Raw genomic sequence first — 20593 nt, 5'->3', positions numbered from 1 at the left:
TTTTTACAAAAAAGAGTATAATAGAGTAACTACACATTTGGAGGTGCCTTATGGCTGTAACTTACAAACGTCAAGATGATTTGGAAGCAATGCTTTCAGAATTTGCTTCATTTGAAGAACTAGAAAAAGTGGAATTTCCTGACCCTAAGACCAAGAAAGTTAGCAATCCAGTTACTGAGAAAGCTGATGACAAGTAGCCATGCTTGGATTTGATCAACTTCCAACCTCCGTCTTGCAGGCGGGGGCTATTTTCCTATCTATTATCATTGAAGCACTGCCTTTTGTATTAATTGGTTCTGTCATTTCTGGATTTATTGAGGTTTATGTCACACCAGACAAAGTCCACCAGTTACTACCTAAGAACAAGTTGTTGGCTATTCTTTTTGGAACTCTTATCGGTTTTGTTTTCCCTTCCTGCGAATGTGGTATCGTCCCTATCGTCAATCGTCTTTTGGAGAAAAAAGTACCTAGTTATACTGCAGTGCCATTTTTGGTGACCGCTCCTATTATCAATCCCATTGTCCTCTTTGCCACCTTTACTGCCTTTGGAAATTCCTTTCTCTTTGCCTTCTATCGTGCCTTAGGAGCTGTATTTGTGGCTCTTATTCTTGGGATTGCGCTAGGATTTTTTGTCAAGGAACCGATTGTCAAGGAAGGAAGAAAGGATACCCACGAACACGATTTTTCTGCTCTAAAAGGTTGGACAAAGCTGGGCTATGCTCTCATCCAAGCGATTGATGAGTTTTTTGATACAGGACGCTACTTGATTTTTGGTTGCCTTTTTGCTAGTCTAGTCCAGGTCTATGTTCCGACAACTATATTAACTTCAATCGCCCATAATCCACTAACGGCTATTTTACTCATGATGGTCTTGGCTTTCCTACTATCACTCTGTTCTGAAGCCGACGCTTTTATCGGTGCTTCCTTATTATCTAGCTTTGGATTTGCTCCTGTCTTGGCCTTTCTGGTTATCGGCCCCATGATTGATATCAAGAACCTACTCATGATGAAGAATTATTTTAAGGGGAAATTCATTCTAGCCTTCATTGGGCTAATTTCTCTACTTGTCCTCGTCTATTCTTTTGGAATTGGAGGTCTGGTATGATTCGATTTTTAATTCTTGCAGCGTATTTCGAGATGACTATGTATCTCTATGTATCTGATAAATTAGACCAATACATCAACCTTCACTATTCTTACTTGGCTTACTTATCGATGATTCTCTCCTTCATCCTTGCCGTCGTACAATTGATTGTCTGGATGAAGCAAATTGAAACGCACAGCCATTTAACAAAAAGAATTGGGAAGCTCACTAGTATTGGTTTGCTCATTCTTCCCTTAACAGTTGCTTGGTTATTTCCAACTGTCACACTCGATTCTACAACTGTTGCAGCCAAGGGCTATCACTTTCCACTTGCTTCAGAAAATGATGTAGATACTCAAGCTCAAGAAGGAACAACTATTCAGTACCTGAAACCTGATACGTCTATTTACTTTACTGATGCTACTTATCAAGCAGAAATGCGAGCTATTGCTGACCGCTATCTTGAAGAAGACGTCATCACTGTGACGAGCGATAACTATATGGAAGTTATGGAGGCAATCTATGACTATCCAAATGAGTTTGCTGGAAAGACTGTCGAACTAGTCGGTTTCGTCTATAACGATCCTGACAATGCCAATCAGCAATTCATTTTTCGATTTGGTATCATCCATTGTATTGCTGATTCTGGTGTTTATGGGCTACTTTCAACTGGGGCCAGCACTAGTTATCCTGATAATACCTGGGTCAAAGCCTCTGGTACTCTGAAAGTTAGTTACCATACCTCACTTGGACAAAGCCTTCCAACGCTAGAATTGACTTCTATTCAGGAAGTCAATCAACCCGACAATCCTTATGTTTACCGTGTTTTTTAGAAAATCACTCTCAAAAAGTGAATTTTCTGACAATTTATGCTATAATGAGATTTATACTCAATAGAATAGGAAAGAATCTATGTCATCACACGTATTGTTTACAATTTTTGGTGCTAGTGGCGACCTTGCCAAGCGCAAACTCTATCCATCACTTTTCCGTCTTTACAAAGCTGGGCATATTAAAGAAAATTTTGCAGTCATCGGAACTGCTCGTAGACCATGGACTAAAGAATTTTTTGAGCAAACTGTTATAGAATCTCTTGGTGACTTGCCTGACACACCTCGTCAAGCCCATGAATTTGCAAGTCATTTCTACTACCAAAGCCATGATGTTAACGATACAGAACATTACGTAGCCCTTCGGAAATTACAGGATGACTTATGCGAGAAATACGATACCCAGCACAACAAAGTCTTCTTCTTATCAATGGCTCCAGAATTTTTCGGAACCATTGCTAAACACCTCAAGTCTGAGCAAATCGTTGACGGCCAAGGTTTTGAACGTTTGATTATTGAAAAACCTTTCGGAACCAGCCTTTCAACCGCAAGCAAACTCAATGATGAATTAGCCGCTACCTTCAATGAAGACCAGATTTATCGTATCGACCATTATCTAGGCAAAGAAATGGTGCAAAATATCTTCGCAGTCCGCTTTGCCAATATTATTTTCGAACATATCTGGAATCGCGACTACATTGACAATGTTCAAATCACTTTCGCAGAAGCAATCGGTGTTGAAGACCGTGGAGGCTACTACGACCACTCAGGTGCCTTAAAAGACATGGTCCAAAACCATGCCTTGCAAGTTCTTTCTCTCTTGGCAATGGACAAGCCTGCTAGCTTTAAAGAGGAAGATGTTCGTGCAGAGAAAATCAAGGTATTCCAACACCTTCGCCAGCCTTCTGATGAGGACCTCAAACGCAACTTTATCCGCGGTCAATATGCAGCAGGTTCAATTGACGGAAAAGACTATGTTGGCTACCTAGATGAACCAAATATCGCAGAGAAATCACAAACAGAAACGTTTGCTGGTGGTGTCTTCTTTGTCGATACTGACCGATTCCGTGATGTCCCTTTCTTCTTCCGTACAGGGAAACGTTTGACAGAAAAAGGCACACGCGTGACCATCACCTTCAAACATGCAGAGGATATCTTTGGTCAGCCTTCTGAAGCCAATGTTTTAACCATCTTTATCCAGCCAACCGAAGGCTTCATGTTATCTATCAATGGTAAGGAAGTTGGCTCACACTTTGCTCTTACTCCTGCAAAACTCAATTTCCGTCACAACGCAACTGCACTTGGAAATTCACCTGAAGCCTACGAAAAACTCTTTTTCGATGTGCTAAATGGTGATTCTACCAACTTTAGCCATTGGGAAGAAGTAAAAGCAAGCTGGAGTTTGATTGACCGCATTGTTGATTTGTGGGCAAGCAATCAAGTACCACTTCACACTTATCCAGCTGGAACCATGGGACCACAGGCAGCCTTTGATTTGCTTGAAAGTTACGGTTGCAAATGGGTATGGACCCCTGATGTCTGGTACCGTGAACGTGGATTATTGAAATAAGATACTAAAACTGGAGTAATCCAGTTTTTTTCGAAAGAATGGAGCTATAATGACAGAAGTTAAGATGATTTTAACAGAACTTGAGGCTGCCAGCCATACAGGAACTCTCAAGCGTTATGAAAAAATTGGAGAAACCAAACCTTATTTTGCGGTGCCAATGGGAGCCATTTCTGGAATTGCGAAGAGCTATAAAAATCGACTGGACTTGTTTGTTCCACTCTGGCAGACAGGGGTACTTGAGGCCCAATACCTGGCCATTCAACTTTCCAAAGCCAAACCAGACCAACTTTCTTTCAGTGACTTACAGAATTGTCTGGATGAACAAGTATCTGTCAATGTTTTGGATAAATTAGCTTCTATCATTCTCAGCAAGCGCAAAGATAGTAAGGAATGGGAAGAATTTTTACTTGCCCAAGACCAAGCAGTTTTTCAACGCCTAGGCTGGTTCCTCCATGCCAAGTATTTTGCTGGAAAATCAGCCAGTAAAAAAGAAATTGAAGAAATCCTTGCCTATATTAGCAAGCATCTACAAACTGCTGAGCCGCTTGTTCAATGGACCATGAATCAATGCTTGGTAGAAATTGCTGTTACCTATCCTGACTATTTGGAACAAGGACTGGCAATTGGTCAGGAGTTGGCTGTCTATGCCGATATGAAAGTTCCAAAAGGTTGTACCTCTGCCTACGCACCTGACTGGATTGAGGCATTGTTGAGGAGGAAATAGTCATAAAGCATAATCGCTTTCTGCTAGAAGAAGTCGACTGTTTACGAATTATGGCTGTTCACGACAGTGAAAACCGTCCTTCCGGTCGGGTCATGGAAAAAGCAGGTATGACCTATGAAGGTACCCTGCGACAAGCAGCGAAAAATAATCGTAGGATTGTGGATATCGCTGTCTACTCACTACTGCATACAGATAGAAAAAGTCGCTAGTTCATTTTGAACTAACGACTTTTATTCTACACTAAACCTTCCAAGAGCCCACGCATGAACTCTTCTGACTTAAATTCACCGATGTCATCTATTTTCTCACCGAAACCAATCAGCTTGACTGGAATATCCAGCTCCTGACGGATAGCAAGGACGACACCACCTTTAGCTGTACCGTCTAGCTTGGTCAAGACCAACCCAGTCAATGGGGTAATTTTTGCAAACTCCTTGGCTTGACTAAGTGCATTTTGTCCTGTTGAGGCATCCAGGGCTAATAAAGTTTCATGTGGGGCATCTGGCAAGGTGCGTTTAATAATGCGACCAATTTTTTCCAGCTCTGCCATGAGGTTGTCCTTATTCTGTAAGCGACCTGCAGTGTCAATCATGAGAATGTCTACGCTTTCAGCCACAGCCCGCTCTACACCATCAAAGACCACACTTGCTGGATCTGATTTCTCAGGCCCTGTAACCACTGGCACATCAACACGACGTCCCCACTCAACTAACTGAGCAACGGCACCTGCACGGAAAGTGTCTGCCGCAACCAACATGACCTTCTTACCAGCCTGCTTGTACTTGTAGGCCAACTTACCAATAGAGGTCGTTTTCCCAACTCCATTGACACCGACAAAGAGCATGACTGTCAAGCCATCTTGGAAATGGATTTGCTCACTAAACTGACCGTCTTTCTCATAAATATCCACCAATTTTTCGATGATTACTCGACGGAGTTCTTCTGTCTTTTTGGCATTTTGTAGCTTGGCTTCATAGCGGAGCTCCTCTGTCAGTGTAGAAGCAACTTGCACACCTACGTCTGACAAAATCAGCATTTCTTCCAACTCTTCGAAAAATTCTTCATCCACTGAACGGAAATTGGCAAAGAATTCGTTGAGCCTTGCTCCGAAACCGGTTCGAGTTTTTTTCAGAGTTCTCTGGTATTTATCCTGCTCACTCTCTTGGGGAACTGAATGCACTTCCTGAACAGGTTCATCCTTGGACTTAGTTTGAATAGCAGGGTCAAAGCCCTTTTCTTGCGCTTCTTTGACACGGGCTGCTGCCGCTTCTTTAGCAGCATAGTACTGAGCCATCATATCTAGAGTCCGCTGTTTTTGCGCTTCTTCTTCCTCAGTCAATTCAGATACTACAATCTGTTCTGTTGTCTCACCAACTTCTTCCGTATCAGTAATATCAACCTGTTCTTCACTATCCAACTGTTCAAATTCAAGCTCTTCTACAGCTTGTTCTTCTTGTGCCTCTTGGCCAAATAATCGATCAAATAATCCCATACTAGTCCTCATTTAATACATAGCGTTCAATTGCCCAAGCAATTCCATCTTCATCATTGGTCTTTGGTAAGACAAGTTTTGCAGCAGATTTGATTTCATCTGTTGCATTGGCCATAGCAACTCCTAGACCAGCCCATTCAATCATTGAAAGGTCATTTCCTTCATCTCCACAGGCCATGACTTCTGACCGATCAATTCCAAGATGACCAATCAATTTCGTCAAACCATTTGCCTTATGAACCCCTTTCGGACTCCACTCCAAAAGAATATCACGTGATTTAAAAATCTCGAATCGCTCATACAGCTCCACTGGAATTTTTGGAATTTGTCCATCTAAAAAGTCCGCATTCACTGCTGAAACAGCCTTGTTGTAAACAAAATCTTCTGGTAATTCCTCATCTGTTATCTTAATTCTGTTCAAAAGGGGATTGGCAGTCAAATAAAGTGATTCGTGGGCAGCTGGCAGTGAATAAACATCACCACCATACAAAATATCCAAAGGCAATTCTAACGCATTGGTCACTTGGCGAATAGCCCGTACATCTTCAATGCTAAAGCCAATCTTATCCAAAATCCGTCCTGTATTTTCCTGCACCAGACCGCCATTAAAGGTAATAGAATATTGTTCTTCACCAAGCAGGTCTAATTCTTCTAAAAAAGTTCCGATGGCTTGAAGAGGACGACCCGTTGTCAAAACAACATAAACTCCCTTATCACGTGCAGCCTGCAAAGCTGCTTTATTTTTATCTGAAATAGTCTTTTGTGATGTGAGCAAGGTCCCATCCAAATCAAGTGCAATTAGTTTAATAGCCATTTACCAAGTCCTCCATATACTCCAAAACAGCATCATCATTACAATGCCCAATCATCTTATCTGCTACTGCTTTGGCAGTCGGCTGTGCATTGCTTGTCACCAAAGATAATCCAGCAAATTCTAACATTTCGACATCATTCTGGTTGTCCCCAAAAGCAATCACATCATCCTTGGTCAAGCCAAAGTGTTGGCAGAGTTTTTCCAAACCAAAGGCCTTGTGAACACCTGATAAGATAATATCCACAGAGGTAAAACCTGTTGTCACTGCTGTTAGATTGTCAAAGTTATTGTTTATCCAATCCTGAGCCTCATCTCGAATTGCTTCATCAAAGAACACATTCAACTTAATAATATCTTCTTCCACTTGCGAAAAATCATCAACTAAGCCAATGGATAGATAATAGCCTGATAAGTCTTTGAGCAAATCTTTCTCAATCGTTTTTAACATATAAGATTGCTGTATACCAGACAAGGTTATATGATGAGGTTGCGCATAGCCACTTGCCACTAAATCATTTACTAGTTTCATATAAACTTCTGGCGCAATCGGGTCATCAATATAAATTTCCTGATGACCATAGGTCACAATGGCACCATTTTCAGCTACAAAGGCCATCTCCTCTTCAAAACCTTCAAAAACCATCTTCAAACTTGGCAGTGAACGACCACTAGCAGCTACAAACAAGTAACCAGCCTGTTGAAACTGGTCTAGGACACGACGTAAACGGTCCTTATCAAAAGTATGATCTTCACGCAGGAAAGTTCCGTCCATATCTGTCGCAATAATCTTCTTAATTGTCATATTCTTCCCCTTTTCCCAGTTCTTTTATTATACCACATCTAATGGCAAAACCCTTGAGAAAATCCCAAGGGTAACTGCTCTATTTGGCAAAATCTTCCACATCTTTAAGTTTCACCGAAACAATCTTGGACACGCCAGATTCCTGCATGGTGACCCCATACATAGCATCTGCCGCCGCCATTGTCCCTTTACGGTGGGTTACAACGATAAACTGGCTATCCTTGTCAAAGCGATTGAGATAGTCCCCGAAACGCTTGACATTGGCCTCGTCCAAGGCCGCCTCCACCTCGTCCAAAATAACAAAAGGAATGGTCTTGACGCGGATAATGGAGAATAGCAGAGCAAGAGCCGAGAGGGCTTTTTCGCCACCTGACATAAGGTTGAGAGATTGGATTTTCTTACCCGGAGGCTGAACTGAAATCTCGACACCCGCAGTCAGAATATCTGGACTGGTTAATATCAAGTCCGCAGAGCCACCGCCAAACATTTGCTTGAAAGTTGTTTTAAAGCTTTCGCGAATCGCCTCAAAGGTAACCTTGAAGCGTTCCTTGACCTCATCATCCATCTCATGAATGGTATTCAAGAGAAGGTCACGAGCAGATAGGATGTCTGTTCGCTGTTCATTGAGGAAGGTCAAGCGATTGTGGACTTCATCATACTGCTCGATGGCATCCAAGTTAACTGGACCTAGAGCACGAATAGCCCGCTCCAAATCCTTGACCTGTCCTTCTGATTGAGCCAGATTTTCTACCGCCTTGGCTTTAGCCTGTGCTTCTTCAAAGCTCATCTTATACTGCTCACCAAGATTGGCTAAAAGAGTCATCAACTTGTCACTAGCTTGCTCACAATCAGCTTCTAATTTGGCTTGCTTGCGAATCAAATCATCATTCTTCAGACGGGCCTGCTCCAAACGACTTTCCAAGTCTTCAAACTGGCCATCAATATCTTCCAATTCAAATTTCAAACGAATTTGTATCTGGTTGGTTTCATCTTGCTTCTTCAAGGCAGCTTCCAATTGCTCTTGCAAGACATCTAAGCTAGTATCATCAATTGCAACCGACTTCTGATTGATAATATCTTCAAGAATCCCAGCTTCCTTCTCCGTTGAGGCAACTTCTTCCTGCAAGCGAGTCAAGTCTGTTTGCTCAAAGCCAAGTTGACCAACAAATTGGGTCTGCTCCAATTTCAAGCTGGACAGTTGATCTTGCAAATTGGTCAGATTTTCTTGAATGGCATCTCGATTATTCTTCACCTCTTCAATCTGTTGATTGAGCTGAATTTTCTTGTCTGCCATGACAGCTAAATCTGTTTGATAACTTATCTGTAGTTCTTGTAATTCTGTCAAAATAGCCGGACTGGTCTGACTGACTTGCAAACTATACAGACTGGTCACTTGTTTCAGCCGTTCCTCAGCTTGCTCGTGACGGAGACGGATTTCTTGTTCAGCTAACCGAGCTTCTTCGCCTTGTGTTTTTATATTTTCTAAGGTTTGACGAGCTTGCTCAAGACTTGCTTTCTGATGTGCAACCTTGTCTTCTTGAGCTTTCAACTGATTGGACAGCTCTGCTATTTCCCCTAACAACTGGTCCAATTCTGGTTTGATGAAGGTGGTGTTATTGGTACGATTGCTACCTCCGGCAAAAGCTCCTCCAGGACGGATTTCCGAGCCGTCCAAGGCCACCATTCGCACTTGGAACTTGGTCGCACGCGCTGCCTGATTGGCATTATCAACCGTATCAAATATGGCAATGGTCCCCAGCAAATTCTGGAAAATAGTGCGGAGACGTGGTTCATAGGTCACCAAATCACTCGCCATACCAAGAAAGCCAGTCGCTGTCGTCAAAACGGACTCATGATGACCAGCTAGCTGACGTGGCTTAATGGTCGTCAATGGCAAGAAGGTTGCCCGCCCCTGTCGTTGCTGCTTAAGGAAAGAAATGGCTGACTTGGCTGTCGCTTCATCCTCGACGATGACATGCTGACTAGCTCCACCAAGAGCAATTTCAAGGGCAGTCTGATAGCGGGTATCGAAGGTCAAGTGTTCACTAACAGCCCCGATGATGCCTCCGATAGACTGAGCATTTTGCAAAACTGACTTGACTCCAGCATAGAAGTTGGAGTGATTTTTCAGGATTGCTTCGAGGCTGGCTTGACGTGCTTGCTTGGCCTTGACCTGATCCAAAAGCTCAAACATAACCCCTTGTTCCTGCTGGTAATCCCGCTCCTCTTCTTGTAAGGTTTGCGCTTGTTCCTGATAGTCTTTCAAGAGTTGAGACAAGGTAGTTTCTGCCTGACTTCTTTCCTGCTGACTCGTAGAAACTTCTCTTTCTACCGCTTCTTTTTCAATTTGTAAACGCTGAATCTCTTCCGATTGACTTTCAGATAGACGAATCTGGTTAGCAATATCCTGCTCTACCTTGGTCAGATTGTTGGACAAATCAGCCTCTTCTTGCAAAAGGCTCACATACTGCTCACGCAAATGATCCAAGACCTGTTCTGGATCTTCTGAGAAGTAAGTAATTTCTTTTTCAAGTCCTGCAATTTTCTCTTTAAGACCTGCTAGCTTGCTCTTCAAATCTGCAATCAGGTCTGTTTTTTCTGCAACCTGCTGTCTAGTCTTGTCCAACTTCTCCTGTAGGGTCTGCAGACGTTCTTGAGCCTCTTGCTTACTGGATTCATTTTGACTGGATTCTAATTTATGAACTTCGATCTTGCGCTCCAGGTCGCTAATCAACTTGGTCAAATCCAAACGAACTGCCTGCTCTCTCTCCATCTGCTCTGTTAAAAGATGACGTTGATTTTTGAGGTCTTGGTTTTCCTGCTCTAGATTAGAACGCAAGGTGTAATAACTAGCTAAGTCTGCTTTGACAACTTCCAATTCTTCTTGTTTGGCAGTCAATTTTTCACGACCAGCTACTATCTGAGCTACCAAAACATCCAGATAGAGTTCCCTGCGTTGTCCATCTAATTCTAAGAACTTTTTAGCAGTCTGCGCTTGTTTTTCTAGTGGTTTGACCTGATTGTCCAACTCGTAGATGATGTCTTCCAAGCGATCAAGGTTATCTTGAGCCTGAGCTAATTTGCTTTCGGTTTCTTTCTTACGAGTCTTATACTTGAGTACCCCAGCCGCTTCTTCAAAGATAGCGCGACGCTCCTCTGGTTTGGAATTGAAAATTGCCTCCACTCGCCCTTGGGAAATAATTGAAAAAGAATCCCGCCCTAGACCAGTATCCATGAACAAGTCATGTACATCACGCAAGCGAACTTTTTTGCCATCGATGAGGTACTCACTATCTCCTGAGCGATAGATCTGTCGTTCCACCTTGATTTCCTTGTCCTTATCCGCAATAAAACCACTAGCATTATCCAAGGTTACCACCACAGAGGCATAGTTAAGAGCTTTGCGACTTTCCGTACCCGCAAAGATAACATCCGGCATTTTTCCACCACGCAAGCTCTTAGCAGAAGATTCCCCCAAGGCCCAACGCAGACTCTCTGTAATGTTGGATTTCCCAGACCCATTTGGTCCAACAACTGCGGTAACTCCACGGTCAAAAACGACCTTGGTCTTATCTGCAAAGGACTTAAAACCTTGCATTTCAATCGATTTAAGATACATACTTATCCTCTGGCCTCCACCGCATTTTTGGCAGCAGCCTGTTCTGCTAATTTCTTAGACCGGCCCTTTCCACGACCAATCATACGATTTTCCGCTAAGACTTCCACTTCAAACACCTTATCATGCGCTGGACCTGACTCAGAAACCACCTGATAGGTAATCGTGATTTCACCATTGACCTGCAGGATTTCCTGCAAGGCAGTCTTGTAGTCCGTCACTCGTTCAAAGTTACCTATCTCTAGTTGTGGAATCATTACCTGATGAAGAAAGGCCTCTACACTCTTTTCCCCCTTATCCAATAGCAGAGCCCCTAAGAAAGCCTCGAAAGCATCTCCTAGAATGGTATCACGATTGCGACCGCCAGATTTCTCCTCACCCTTCCCCAATCTGATATAACGATCAAAACCGCAGGTACGAGAAAAACCAGCTAGGGACTCCTCACGCACAAATGTCGAGCGAAGTTTTGACATTTCTCCCTCTGGAAAATCAGGATATTTCTGATACAAATACTTGGAAATAATCAATTGCAGAACAGCGTCTCCTAAAAATTCCAAGCGTTCGTTGTGTGAAATTTTTAGAAGGCGGTGCTCATTGGCATAGGACGTATGGGTAAAAGCCGTTTCCAACAAGGATAAATCACTAAAATCAATCCCAAACTCCACAGCCAGCTTTTTTTGTAATTCTTGCATTTCTTTCTCCTTCTCATTGACTTACCTAGGCAAGTCACCCTTTATTATACCATATTTCAAAGAATACTCCCTATTTTGACCGAAGAAAAACACAGCTTCTGCCGTGTTTTCTACTTATGAATCAAGATCAAAATCCTCTGTCAATTTGGCAATCATCTGTTGGAGTAGGTCACGATTGACACTATATTTAACATCGCTATCCTTTGTATTAAAGAGAAGCAAATCGCCGTTAATCAGTTTCTGGGTGTGGAAAGACACTGCTGCCCCTGTAATATTGAGCCGCTCAGCGATGTCTTTGCTCTTGGCATGAGGCTTGGTCAATTCTACCAAAACCTGATAGCGTGTGCTATCGCTGATAACCTTGAGAGCAGCGGTTAAACCATCCACATCTAACTCATTAGTTGATAGCAGAATTTGGTCAATCCGACAGGAAGCCAGAAGAGCAACCTTCATGTAGTCAAATGTTTCATTACCATAATAGGCAAACCAAAAGCACCATGGACTAAGGACGAAGAAGCGGGCAGTATCTACACCCAAAGCATCCAAGCTAGTCATGGATAATTGCTTGGATTCTCGATACAATTTTTCGATGTCAAAATCCCTAGCAAAAGCTTCACGCTCTGCCCTTGCCTGTTCAAAATAAGGTTGATAGATAGGCAGCAACCTGTTCAAGACTTCCACAGAACGTCCAACTGTTTCCAAGGGATTGCGAATAGCTAGTGACCAGTACCATTTATCTGCTGGCTTTTTATCTGTTTTCTCCAAAAGTTCCATGAGGCTGAGGTCTTGTTCCCGATGACCGTCATTTTCTGATGCCAGCATGGTTCTCATAGCTTCTTCAACTTCTTCCTGTGACAAGTCCAAAATCAACTGACAGGCATCCTCAACAGTCTGTGGGTCCTGCCCTTGATTGAGCAAATAAAAATACAAGCTATGCAAGAGAGTAAAAATTTGTCCCCAGAGAAAGACCTCATTGACTTCCTGACGAAAATCAGCTAATTTTCCTTCAATCTCATCACGAATTTCTAAAGCATCTTTCAAAATGTCTTTTTCTTTCTGTGATAAATCTGCTTCAAAAGGCTCCTCACGTTCCTTGACAATCAAGGGAATGAAGAATTTTTCAACAATTTCACTTCTATACTCACGGTAATCTAATTTCATAGGTTTCTTTCTAAACATTCACTATTGATGTTGCAATTTTATGTCCTTTTAAGAATAGTATAGCTTAATAGTCCCACCGAAAGCAAGAGAAAGACGAGAGAAATACTCGTCGCAGATAAAACTGTCACCATGAAGGCAACCAAGGCTTGGCCAGCAACACTACCAATATTAAATAGTGTATTCATTCCAGCATTAACCGTAGCCAGCTTATCCTCTGGTAATTCATTCATTATCAAAGCATACAATTTGGGATTGATGATTCCAGTCGTCATCGTAATAACTAAAATAAAGGCCATCACCATATAAACATTGTGAAAATAGAAGCCTGTAAACAGTAATACAGGCATAAGGATACAGAACTTAAGGAGGTTGGCAAAGCTGATATCCTTAAAGAGTGCCATACCGATACTAGACCCCAGAATGTACCCAGCTGAAAAGAGATTAAAGACCAAGGCAACTGTTATCCCTGAATTAACAATAAGAAAGGCTGGAAATTCCTTCATTGTGAGGATAACCAGTGGGGAAATAGCCGAAAAGATAGCATTAAAGCAAGTAATGGCAATTATAGAAGTTTTTAGGATAGGAATCTTTTGAATGACTTGATAGGATTCTTTGAGACTGTGACGAAGACCGTTGATAATGCCCGCCTCTGTTTCTACTTGCTCAGTTTGTTTGATAGGATTTTCTTTCAACAATTTGGCAAGAGCTGGACGAAGAATCATCATAATCGCAAGACTAGCCAAGAAAGTCCCTGCATTGAGAAAGGCTAGACTCTGATAAGACATGAAACCAATTAAGATAGCGCCGCTAGAGCGGAAGATAATTAACAAGACACCTCCCACAGAGTTCCTAAAGGCCATGGCAGCTTCACGGTCTTCTGCTGCCACAACCCGCAAACTGACTGGCATATAAAGACCATTTTCATATTGACCAGCTAAGTCAGAGAAGAAATTGATGACACAGACCACTGCCACAACCCAAAGCGCTGGAGCAAACCCCATCAGTAAACCTACCAGACTGTATAGACCAATACGAACCACTAAGGTTGCCAGAATGGTATCCAATTTATTTTCCGTCTTATCTGCCCAAATTCCGATAAAGAGACCAGCCAAAATTGGCAAGGTTTCAGAGGCTGTAATCATCGCCAAGGCGAATTTAGTATCTGGCAAGAGTAAAACATAGTTCATCAAAGCCAAGTAATACAAGACATCCCCAAAGTTTGAAATCAAGTCCGCTACAAAGCTAGAGAGGAACAATTTATTACGGATTAGTTTTTTCATAGTTTCTTCTCCTGATAGGCTTGGTTTTAGCACCTTAAATCTGCTTGCATAGATTTCTTTTCAAGTGTTTACTACTGATTTTGCAGACTTGTACCCTGTAAGAATAGTAAAGCTCAATAGCCCCACAGAAAGCAAGAGGAAGATAAGGGAAATACTCGTCGCAGATAGAACTGTCACCATAAAAGCAACCAAGGCTTGACCAGCAACCATACCAATTTGACAGAAGCTATCAATACCACCGCCAACGGTCGCCAATTTATCCTCTGGCAATTCATTCAAGACCAAGGCATTCATTTTGGGATTAAAGACGCCCAAGGTCATAGCAGTTGCAAAAATAACCGCCAGTACCATGTAGATATTATGAAGGAAGAAACCTGCGAAAAGGATGACAGGCATGAGGGTGGAAAACTTGAGAAGATTGATCAAGCTGACATTTTTGAAGAGAGCCATCCCAATACTTGAACCAAGGATGCTACCAACTGAAAAGAGAATAGAAATGAGCGCAACGGTTGTCCCTGCATTAGCAATAACAAAATCTGAAAATTCCTTCATATTAAGGATAACTAGGGGTGATAGAGCCGTAAAGATTGCGTTTAAGCTAGCAATGGTAATGATAGAAGCTTTTAGGACAGGAATATCTTGGATAGCTTGATAGGAGTCTTTAAGACTTTGACGCATGCTCTTGATAATCCCTGTCTCCGTTTCCACTTGTTCAGCTTGCTGGATAGGATTTTCCTTCAAGAGTTTCGCAAGAGCTGGACACAGTATCATCATAATTGCAAGACTGGCCAAAAAGGTCCCTGCATTGAAGAAAGCAAGATTTTGATAAGACATAAAGCCGATTAGGATAGCTCCGCTGGCTTGGAATGCAATTTGCAAAAGTGATTTCACCGTCATCTTGAAAGCCATGGCAGACTCACGGTCTTCTGCTGCTACAACCCGCAAACTAACTGGCAGATAAAGACCATTTTCATATTGACCTGCCAAATCAGACAGGAAATTCACCACACAAACTATTGCTACAACCCAGAGAGCTGGCGCAAACCCCATTAGAAAACCAACGAGGGCATACAAACCAACACGAACTATAAGAGTTGCTAGAATGGTATCCAACTTATTCTTAGTTTTATCAGCCCAGATTCCGATAAAAAGACCAGCCAAGATTGGTAAGGTTTCAGAGGCTGTAATCATAGCCAAAGCAAACTTGGTATCTGGCAATAGTAAGACGTAGTTCATCAGAGCTAGATAGTAAAGGGTATCACCAAAATTTGAAATCAAATCAGCTACAAAACTAGATAGGAATAATTTATTTTTCATCAGGTTTTTCATAAATATCTCCTTAAACAGAAATTAAATATTTGTTTAATATTATTTTACACTTTATTTTAATAAAGTCAACGATTAATTTAATGAAAATAAAATATTTTTTAAACATTCGTTTAACATTCTTGGTTCTGTCTTTTTCTTGACAAGAACAACTTAGTTTGTTATAGTACTGTTCGGGCACCTCTTTTGTGAGGTCAGAAAAAAAGCTCCCTATATTTTAGGGGGCATTTTTTGTTTTTTCCAAACATGGACCCAATTTATTGATTATATGGAGGACTTTATTAGTATGAAACAGATTGCTTTTGATTCAAATAAGTATTTGAACCTACAACGTGATCACATTTTGGAGCGAATTGCCCAGTTTGAAGGCAAGCTCTACATGGAATTTGGCGGAAAAATGCTAGAAGATTTCCACGCAGCTCGTGTTTTGCCAGGCTATGAACCAGATAACAAAATCAAACTCCTCCAAGAGTTGAAAGATCAAGTTGAAATTGTCATTGCAATCAACGCTAGCAATATTGAGCATTCTAAGGCACGTGGTGACTTGGGCATTTCTTACGACCAAGAAGTCTTCCGCTTGATTGATACCTTCAATGATATTGATATTTATGTTGGTTCAGTTGTCATTACTCAGTACCGCAACCAACCAGCAGCGGATGCCTTCCGCAAGCAATTGGAAAAACACGGCATCAAGTCTTACCTCCACTATCCAATCAAAGGTTATCCTTCTGACATCGACCATATCATCTCACCTGAAGGAATGGGGAAAAACGACTACATCGAAACCAGCCGTAACCTGGTTGTCGTAACCGCGCCTGGACCTGGTTCAGGTAAGTTAGCGACTTGTATCTCTCAACTTTACCACGACCAGCTGCACGGAGTAACATCAGGTTATGCTAAGTTTGAAACCTTCCCAGTATGGAATTTGCCGCTCCACCATCCTGTCAACTTGGCATACGAAGCAGCTACAGCTGACCTGGATGACCTTAACATGATTGATCCATTCCACCTCCAAACCTACGGAAAAACAGCGGTCAATTACAACCGTGATATTGAAGTCTTCCCTGTTCTTAACCGTACTTTTGAGCGCATTTTGAGTAAATCACCTTATGCTTCACCGACGGATATGGGGGTCAACATGGTCGGCTATTCCATTGTTAACGAAGAAGCTGCTATTGAAGCATCCAAGCAGGAAATCATCCGCCGCTACTATCAAACCTTGGTTGATTTCAAGGCAGAGCGAGTGAGCGAGCAAGCTGTTAAAAAGATTGAACTTCTCATGAATGAAGTCGGTGTTACTCCTGCTGATCGTAAGGTGGTTGTCGCTGCACGCGAAAAAGCAGAGCTGACAGCTAGCCCTGCCCTTGCTATTCAGTTGCCAACTGGCGAAATTGTTACAGGTAAGACCTCAGACCTCCTTAAACCAACTGCTACCGTCCTTTTGAATGCCATCAAACAAATCGCACAAATTGACGACCAAGTTCTCCTTATTGAACCAAACTATATCCGCCCAATCCAAGAACTGAAAGCAGATTACTTGGATAAAACAAACACAAGACTCGATGCCAGCGAAATCCTTAACGCCCTTGCCATCACAGCACAGGATAGCTCTATCGCTGCGCGTGCCATGAAAGAATTAGGACAATTAAACGGTAGCGAGGCCCACTCAACCGTTATCCTATCCGATGAAGACAAGAGTGTCCTTCGTAAACTAGGTATCAATCTAACATTTGATCCTGTTTATCAGCACAATAAATTCTATCAAAAAAACTAGCATATCAATAGACTTGCAAAAGCAAGTCTATTTTTTCTATATTGAAAAAGCAAGGAGAAAACTATCCTTGCTTCTATCTATTTACTATTAGTTGAAATCAACATACTCTTTTTGAAGTTCAAGAACTTCTTCTGCAGTTGCACATTCTGTCAACGCACGGTGAGCATATTCTTCCATCTTAGCTGTGTCAAGTGTCTTCATAAGGCTACGTGTACGCAGTACTGATGTTGCACTCATAGAGAACTCATCCAATCCCATTCCGACAAGGAGCGGAACAGCTTGTTGATCACCAGCCATCTCACCACACATACCAGCCCACTTGCCTTCTGCGTGTGCAGCCTTGATAACATTGTTGATCAAGCGAAGGATTGATGGGTTGTATGGTTGGTAGAGGTATGAAACTTGTTCGTTCATACGGTCAGCTGCCATAGTGTACTGGATGAGGTCGTTTGTACCAATTGAGAAGAAGTCAACTTCTTTTGCAAATTGGTCTGCAAGCATTGCTGCTGCAGGGATTTCAATCATGATACCAACTTGGATATCATCTGCAACTGCTACACCTTCAGCCAACAAGTTTGCTTTTTCTTCTTCAAGGATTGCTTTTGCTGCACGGAATTCAGTCAACAAGGCAACCATTGGGAACATGATACGAAGTTTACCATGTACAGATGAACGAAGAAGGGCACGCAACTGAGTACGGAACATTTGGTTACCAGTCTCAGAAATAGAGATACGAAGGGCACGGAAACCAAGGAATGGGTTCATTTCGTGTGGAAGGTCGAAGTAAGGAAGTTCCTTATCACCACCGATGTCCATTGTACGAACCACAACTGGCTTGCCATTCATGCCTTCAAGAACAGCCTTGTAAGCTTCGTATTGCTCATCTTCAGTCGGGAAGTCTTGCGAATCCATGTACAAGAATTCTGTACGGTAAAGACCAACTGCTTCAGCACCGTTATCGTTTACACCTTCAACGTCTTTTGGTGTACCGATGTTTGCTGCCAATTCAAAGTGTTTGCCGTCAGCTGTAACTGTTTGAGCATCTTTCAAAAGTGCCCATTCAGCTTTTTGTTTAGCATAGGCTTCACCAGCTGCTTTAAATTCTGCAATCACTTCTTCAGAAGGGTTAATCACTACATCACCTGTGATACCGTTAACAGCCAATACATCACCGTCTTTAACGATTTCAGTAATGTTATTTGTACCCAAAACAGCAGCAATTTCAAGTGTACGAGCCATGATAGCTGAGTGGCTTGTACGTCCGCCGATGTTGGTTACAAAGGCTTTTACAAACTGTTTATTCAACTGTGCTGTATCTGAAGGTGTCAAGTCATGTGCAATAACGATAGATTCTTCATCAATTGTAGCTGGGTTTGGTAAACGTACACCAAGTAAGTGTGCCAATACACGTTTTGCTACGTCACGAATGTCTGCTGCGCGCTCTTGCATGTATGGGTTATCTTCCATACCTTCAAAGATTGCGATAAACATATCCGTAACTTCTTTCAAACCTGTTTCAGCATTTGTTTTCTTGGCACGGATAGTTTCCTTAATTTGACCAATCATTTCTGGGTCAGCAAGAACCATCAAATGTGCATCAAATACAGCTGCGGCTTCTTCACCTAGGCTAGCTACTGCGTTCTCACGAATAACAGAAAGCTCGTTTTGAGAGGCTGCAAGAGCAGCATCCAAACGAGCCTCTTCTGCATTTGTATCTTCAACTGTAACAGTTTCGAAGGACAAATCTGGCTGAACGAGTAAATATGCCTTAGCAACGGCAACACCATCAGATGCTGCAATTCCTTTTAGCATTTCTGTCATATTCTTATGCCAATCCTTCTTTTTCCATTGTTTCAGTGATCGCTGCGATAGCATCGTCAGCATCAGCACCTTCTGCAGAGATTGTTACATCAGCGCCTTGACCAACACCAAGACTCATAACACCCATGATAGATTTAAGGTTAACTGATTTTTCTTTGTAGTTCAAAGTGATATCTGAAGCAAACTTGCTAGCAGTTTGAACAAGCAAAGTTGCTGGACGTGCGTGAATACCTGTTTCTGCCACAATGTGGAAGTCTTTTGAAGCCATATTTGGATTCTCCTTTGTTTTTTCAATATTGTAGGTTAGCGAATGATAACCCTTACAAACGATATTATACCACTTTTTGAAATCATTTTCAAGATTTTTTTATCGTTCTTTCAAATTTGGATAGCAGAAAAGCTCTCGATTAATTTAACTCATCTTTCCATAGTGGTAATAAGTACCTCAGCAAATTCACTAGTTGACAGCCCTGTTTTTCCTAACATTTTTGCAAAATCTGCCGTAACTTTACCGTTTTCAAAAGCCGCTTCTAAGGATGAAATAATCAACCTGCTGGCCTCAGTCCAGCCGAGATAATCCAACATCATACAGGCTGATAGTAAAAGAGAGGAGGGGTTTGCTTTGTTCTCACCTGCAATATCTGGAGCTGTTCCATGAGTAGCCTCAAAGATTGCATGCCCTGTCTGATAATTGATATTAGCTCCAGGAGAGATACCGATTCCTCCAACTTGAGCTGCTAATGCATCACTTGCATAATCACCATTTAGATTGGTCAGAGCGACAACTTGAAATTTTTCTGGAGCTAAAAGAACCTGCTGTAAGAAATTGTCCGCAATGATATCATTAACCACCAACTTTCCGTTAGCTAACTGGTCAGCATATTCTGCTTGAGCCAACTCATACCCCCATTTACGGAAGCCACCTTCCGTAAATTTCTGGATATTTCCCTTGTGAACCAAGGTTACAATTGTTAACTTCTCCTTGAGAGCATAATCAATAGCTGCCCGAATCAGACGCTGACTTCCTTCCTGAGAAATGGGCTTGATGCCGATGCTAGAACTTTCAGGAAAGCGAATTTTAGTGACGCCCATTTTTTCTTGTAGAAAAGCGAGGACTTGGGCTACTTCAGCAGTCCCTTTTTCCCACTCAATACCTGCGTATATATCCTCTGTATTTTCACGGAAAATAGTCATCTGCGTTTTTTCAGGTTCTTTTAGAGGGCTTGGAACACCTTTGAAGTAACGAATAGGACGGACACAGGCATAAAGATCCAAATCTTGACGCAAAGCAACATTCAAGGAACGATGCCCCCCACCAACTGGTGTTCCCAAAGGACCCTTGATAGCAACTAAAGTCTCCTTCACTCGCTCAATGGTTTCATCAGGCAGGTAGGTTCCAAGGGCCTCAAAAGCTGCTTCGCCTGCTTGCATCTTTTCCCAGATAATCTGACGGTTGCCACCATAGGCTTTCTCAACTGCCTTATCCACTACTGCCTGCGTAGCTGGCCAGATATCCTTTCCCACACCATCCCCTTCAATATAAGGAATAACTGGTCTGTCAGGGACAACTAAACTCCCTGTTTTCATTTGAATCAATTCTGCCATTA

At 42.2% G+C, this 20593-nt stretch carries 18 protein-coding genes; 7 read left to right on the top strand and 11 right to left on the bottom strand.

Annotated elements, in window-relative coordinates; all coding sequences use genetic code 11:
• The first annotated feature begins 50 nt into the window (after nucleotides 1-50).
• From AC4CS8_RS03405 to AC4CS8_RS03380, 6 genes are all read left to right on the top strand, one after another.
• Nucleotides 51-197 (top strand): SPJ_0845 family protein, encoded by a 147-nt coding sequence (locus tag AC4CS8_RS03405; protein WP_493893554.1) that lies wholly within the window; start codon nucleotides 51-53, stop codon nucleotides 195-197.
• A gap of 2 nt (nucleotides 198-199) precedes the next feature.
• Nucleotides 200-1105, top strand: a complete 906-nt coding sequence (locus AC4CS8_RS03400; protein ID WP_493893553.1) for a permease — start codon at nucleotides 200-202, stop codon at nucleotides 1103-1105.
• Complete coding sequence (locus AC4CS8_RS03395; protein WP_493893552.1) at nucleotides 1102-1917, top strand: TIGR03943 family putative permease subunit; 816 nt, start codon at nucleotides 1102-1104, stop codon at nucleotides 1915-1917. The genes AC4CS8_RS03400 and AC4CS8_RS03395 overlap by 4 nt, the downstream gene beginning before the upstream one ends.
• A 79-nt stretch (nucleotides 1918-1996) precedes the next feature.
• Entirely contained in the window at nucleotides 1997-3484 is a 1488-nt protein-coding gene (zwf, locus tag AC4CS8_RS03390) for a glucose-6-phosphate dehydrogenase (RefSeq protein WP_493893551.1), read from the top strand.
• A 49-nt stretch (nucleotides 3485-3533) separates the two neighbouring features.
• Entirely contained in the window at nucleotides 3534-4208 is a 675-nt protein-coding gene (locus AC4CS8_RS03385; RefSeq protein ID WP_493893550.1) for a DNA alkylation repair protein, read from the top strand.
• 50 nt (nucleotides 4209-4258) lie between these two features.
• Entirely contained in the window at nucleotides 4259-4417 is a 159-nt protein-coding gene (locus AC4CS8_RS03380) for a GNAT family N-acetyltransferase (protein WP_493893549.1), read from the top strand.
• A 26-nt stretch (nucleotides 4418-4443) separates the two neighbouring features.
• Here the strand turns inward: AC4CS8_RS03380 and ftsY are convergent, their stop codons facing one another.
• The 8 genes from ftsY to AC4CS8_RS03340 form a co-directional block, all read right to left on the bottom strand.
• Nucleotides 4444-5700 (bottom strand): signal recognition particle-docking protein FtsY, encoded by a 1257-nt coding sequence (gene ftsY / locus AC4CS8_RS03375; protein WP_493893548.1) that lies wholly within the window; start codon nucleotides 5698-5700, stop codon nucleotides 4444-4446.
• A gap of 1 nt (nucleotide 5701) precedes the next feature.
• Nucleotides 5702-6514, bottom strand: a complete 813-nt coding sequence (locus tag AC4CS8_RS03370; RefSeq protein WP_493893547.1) for a Cof-type HAD-IIB family hydrolase — start codon at nucleotides 6512-6514, stop codon at nucleotides 5702-5704.
• Entirely contained in the window at nucleotides 6504-7316 is an 813-nt protein-coding gene (locus tag AC4CS8_RS03365; RefSeq protein ID WP_493893546.1) for a Cof-type HAD-IIB family hydrolase, read from the bottom strand. Before AC4CS8_RS03365 ends, AC4CS8_RS03370 begins: the two co-directional genes overlap by 11 nt.
• Nucleotides 7317-7395: 79 nt before the next feature.
• Nucleotides 7396-10935 (bottom strand): chromosome segregation protein SMC, encoded by a 3540-nt coding sequence (smc, locus tag AC4CS8_RS03360; RefSeq protein ID WP_493893545.1) that lies wholly within the window; start codon nucleotides 10933-10935, stop codon nucleotides 7396-7398.
• 2 nt (nucleotides 10936-10937) lie between these two features.
• A complete protein-coding gene (rnc, locus tag AC4CS8_RS03355; RefSeq protein ID WP_493893544.1) occupies nucleotides 10938-11624 on the bottom strand; it encodes a ribonuclease III in 687 nt (228 codons plus the stop codon).
• Between the two features lie 114 nt (nucleotides 11625-11738).
• Entirely contained in the window at nucleotides 11739-12785 is a 1047-nt protein-coding gene (locus tag AC4CS8_RS03350; protein WP_493893543.1) for an ArsR/SmtB family transcription factor, read from the bottom strand.
• Nucleotides 12786-12823: 38 nt separating this feature from the next.
• Nucleotides 12824-14065, bottom strand: coding sequence for an MFS transporter (locus AC4CS8_RS03345; protein ID WP_493893542.1), 1242 nt, complete (start codon nucleotides 14063-14065; stop codon nucleotides 12824-12826).
• A 60-nt stretch (nucleotides 14066-14125) separates the two neighbouring features.
• Complete coding sequence (locus AC4CS8_RS03340; RefSeq protein WP_493893541.1) at nucleotides 14126-15394, bottom strand: MFS transporter; 1269 nt, start codon at nucleotides 15392-15394, stop codon at nucleotides 14126-14128.
• 283 nt (nucleotides 15395-15677) lie between these two features.
• Between AC4CS8_RS03340 and AC4CS8_RS03335 the strand changes: the two genes are divergently transcribed.
• Nucleotides 15678-17165, top strand: a complete 1488-nt coding sequence (locus tag AC4CS8_RS03335; RefSeq protein WP_493893540.1) for a DUF1846 domain-containing protein — start codon at nucleotides 15678-15680, stop codon at nucleotides 17163-17165.
• 87 nt (nucleotides 17166-17252) lie between these two features.
• Here the strand turns inward: AC4CS8_RS03335 and ptsP are convergent, their stop codons facing one another.
• From ptsP to icd, 3 genes are all read right to left on the bottom strand, one after another.
• The gene (gene ptsP, locus AC4CS8_RS03330) at nucleotides 17253-18986 is read right to left on the bottom strand and encodes a phosphoenolpyruvate--protein phosphotransferase (RefSeq protein ID WP_493893539.1); all 1734 of its coding nucleotides are present in this window, start codon (nucleotides 18984-18986) and stop codon (nucleotides 17253-17255) included.
• A 4-nt stretch (nucleotides 18987-18990) separates the two neighbouring features.
• The gene (locus AC4CS8_RS03325) at nucleotides 18991-19254 is read right to left on the bottom strand and encodes a phosphocarrier protein HPr (protein WP_002936050.1); all 264 of its coding nucleotides are present in this window, start codon (nucleotides 19252-19254) and stop codon (nucleotides 18991-18993) included.
• A 149-nt stretch (nucleotides 19255-19403) separates the two neighbouring features.
• Nucleotides 19404-20591, bottom strand: coding sequence for an NADP-dependent isocitrate dehydrogenase (icd, locus tag AC4CS8_RS03320; protein WP_493893538.1), 1188 nt, complete (start codon nucleotides 20589-20591; stop codon nucleotides 19404-19406).
• Nucleotides 20592-20593: the final 2 nt, after the last annotated feature.

This window comes from Streptococcus sp. NSSLK0004 (assembly GCF_059039125.1).
The sequence above is the reverse complement of the archived record's forward strand: the minus strand, read 5'-3'. Positions and strand labels throughout refer to the sequence as shown.

Bases quoted from the DNA above. Each gene is read 5' to 3' on its own strand.
- AC4CS8_RS03405 (WP_493893554.1), top strand. From the start codon at position 51: ATGGCTGTAACTTACAAACGTCAAGATGATTTGGAAGCAATGCTTTCA.
- AC4CS8_RS03400 (WP_493893553.1), top strand. From the start codon at position 200: ATGCTTGGATTTGATCAACTTCCAACCTCCGTCTTGCAGGCGGGGGCT.
- AC4CS8_RS03395 (WP_493893552.1), top strand. From the start codon at position 1,102: ATGATTCGATTTTTAATTCTTGCAGCGTATTTCGAGATGACTATGTAT.
- zwf (WP_493893551.1), top strand. From the start codon at position 1,997: ATGTCATCACACGTATTGTTTACAATTTTTGGTGCTAGTGGCGACCTT.
- AC4CS8_RS03385 (WP_493893550.1), top strand. From the start codon at position 3,534: ATGACAGAAGTTAAGATGATTTTAACAGAACTTGAGGCTGCCAGCCAT.
- AC4CS8_RS03380 (WP_493893549.1), top strand. From the start codon at position 4,259: ATGGCTGTTCACGACAGTGAAAACCGTCCTTCCGGTCGGGTCATGGAA.
- ftsY (WP_493893548.1), bottom strand. From the start codon at position 5,700: ATGGGATTATTTGATCGATTATTTGGCCAAGAGGCACAAGAAGAACAA.
- AC4CS8_RS03370 (WP_493893547.1), bottom strand. From the start codon at position 6,514: ATGGCTATTAAACTAATTGCACTTGATTTGGATGGGACCTTGCTCACA.
- AC4CS8_RS03365 (WP_493893546.1), bottom strand. From the start codon at position 7,316: ATGACAATTAAGAAGATTATTGCGACAGATATGGACGGAACTTTCCTG.
- smc (WP_493893545.1), bottom strand. From the start codon at position 10,935: ATGTATCTTAAATCGATTGAAATGCAAGGTTTTAAGTCCTTTGCAGAT.
- rnc (WP_493893544.1), bottom strand. From the start codon at position 11,624: ATGCAAGAATTACAAAAAAAGCTGGCTGTGGAGTTTGGGATTGATTTT.
- AC4CS8_RS03350 (WP_493893543.1), bottom strand. From the start codon at position 12,785: ATGAAATTAGATTACCGTGAGTATAGAAGTGAAATTGTTGAAAAATTC.
- AC4CS8_RS03345 (WP_493893542.1), bottom strand. From the start codon at position 14,065: ATGAAAAAACTAATCCGTAATAAATTGTTCCTCTCTAGCTTTGTAGCG.
- AC4CS8_RS03340 (WP_493893541.1), bottom strand. From the start codon at position 15,394: ATGAAAAACCTGATGAAAAATAAATTATTCCTATCTAGTTTTGTAGCT.
- AC4CS8_RS03335 (WP_493893540.1), top strand. From the start codon at position 15,678: ATGAAACAGATTGCTTTTGATTCAAATAAGTATTTGAACCTACAACGT.
- ptsP (WP_493893539.1), bottom strand. From the start codon at position 18,986: ATGACAGAAATGCTAAAAGGAATTGCAGCATCTGATGGTGTTGCCGTT.
- AC4CS8_RS03325 (WP_002936050.1), bottom strand. From the start codon at position 19,254: ATGGCTTCAAAAGACTTCCACATTGTGGCAGAAACAGGTATTCACGCA.
- icd (WP_493893538.1), bottom strand. From the start codon at position 20,591: ATGGCAGAATTGATTCAAATGAAAACAGGGAGTTTAGTTGTCCCTGAC.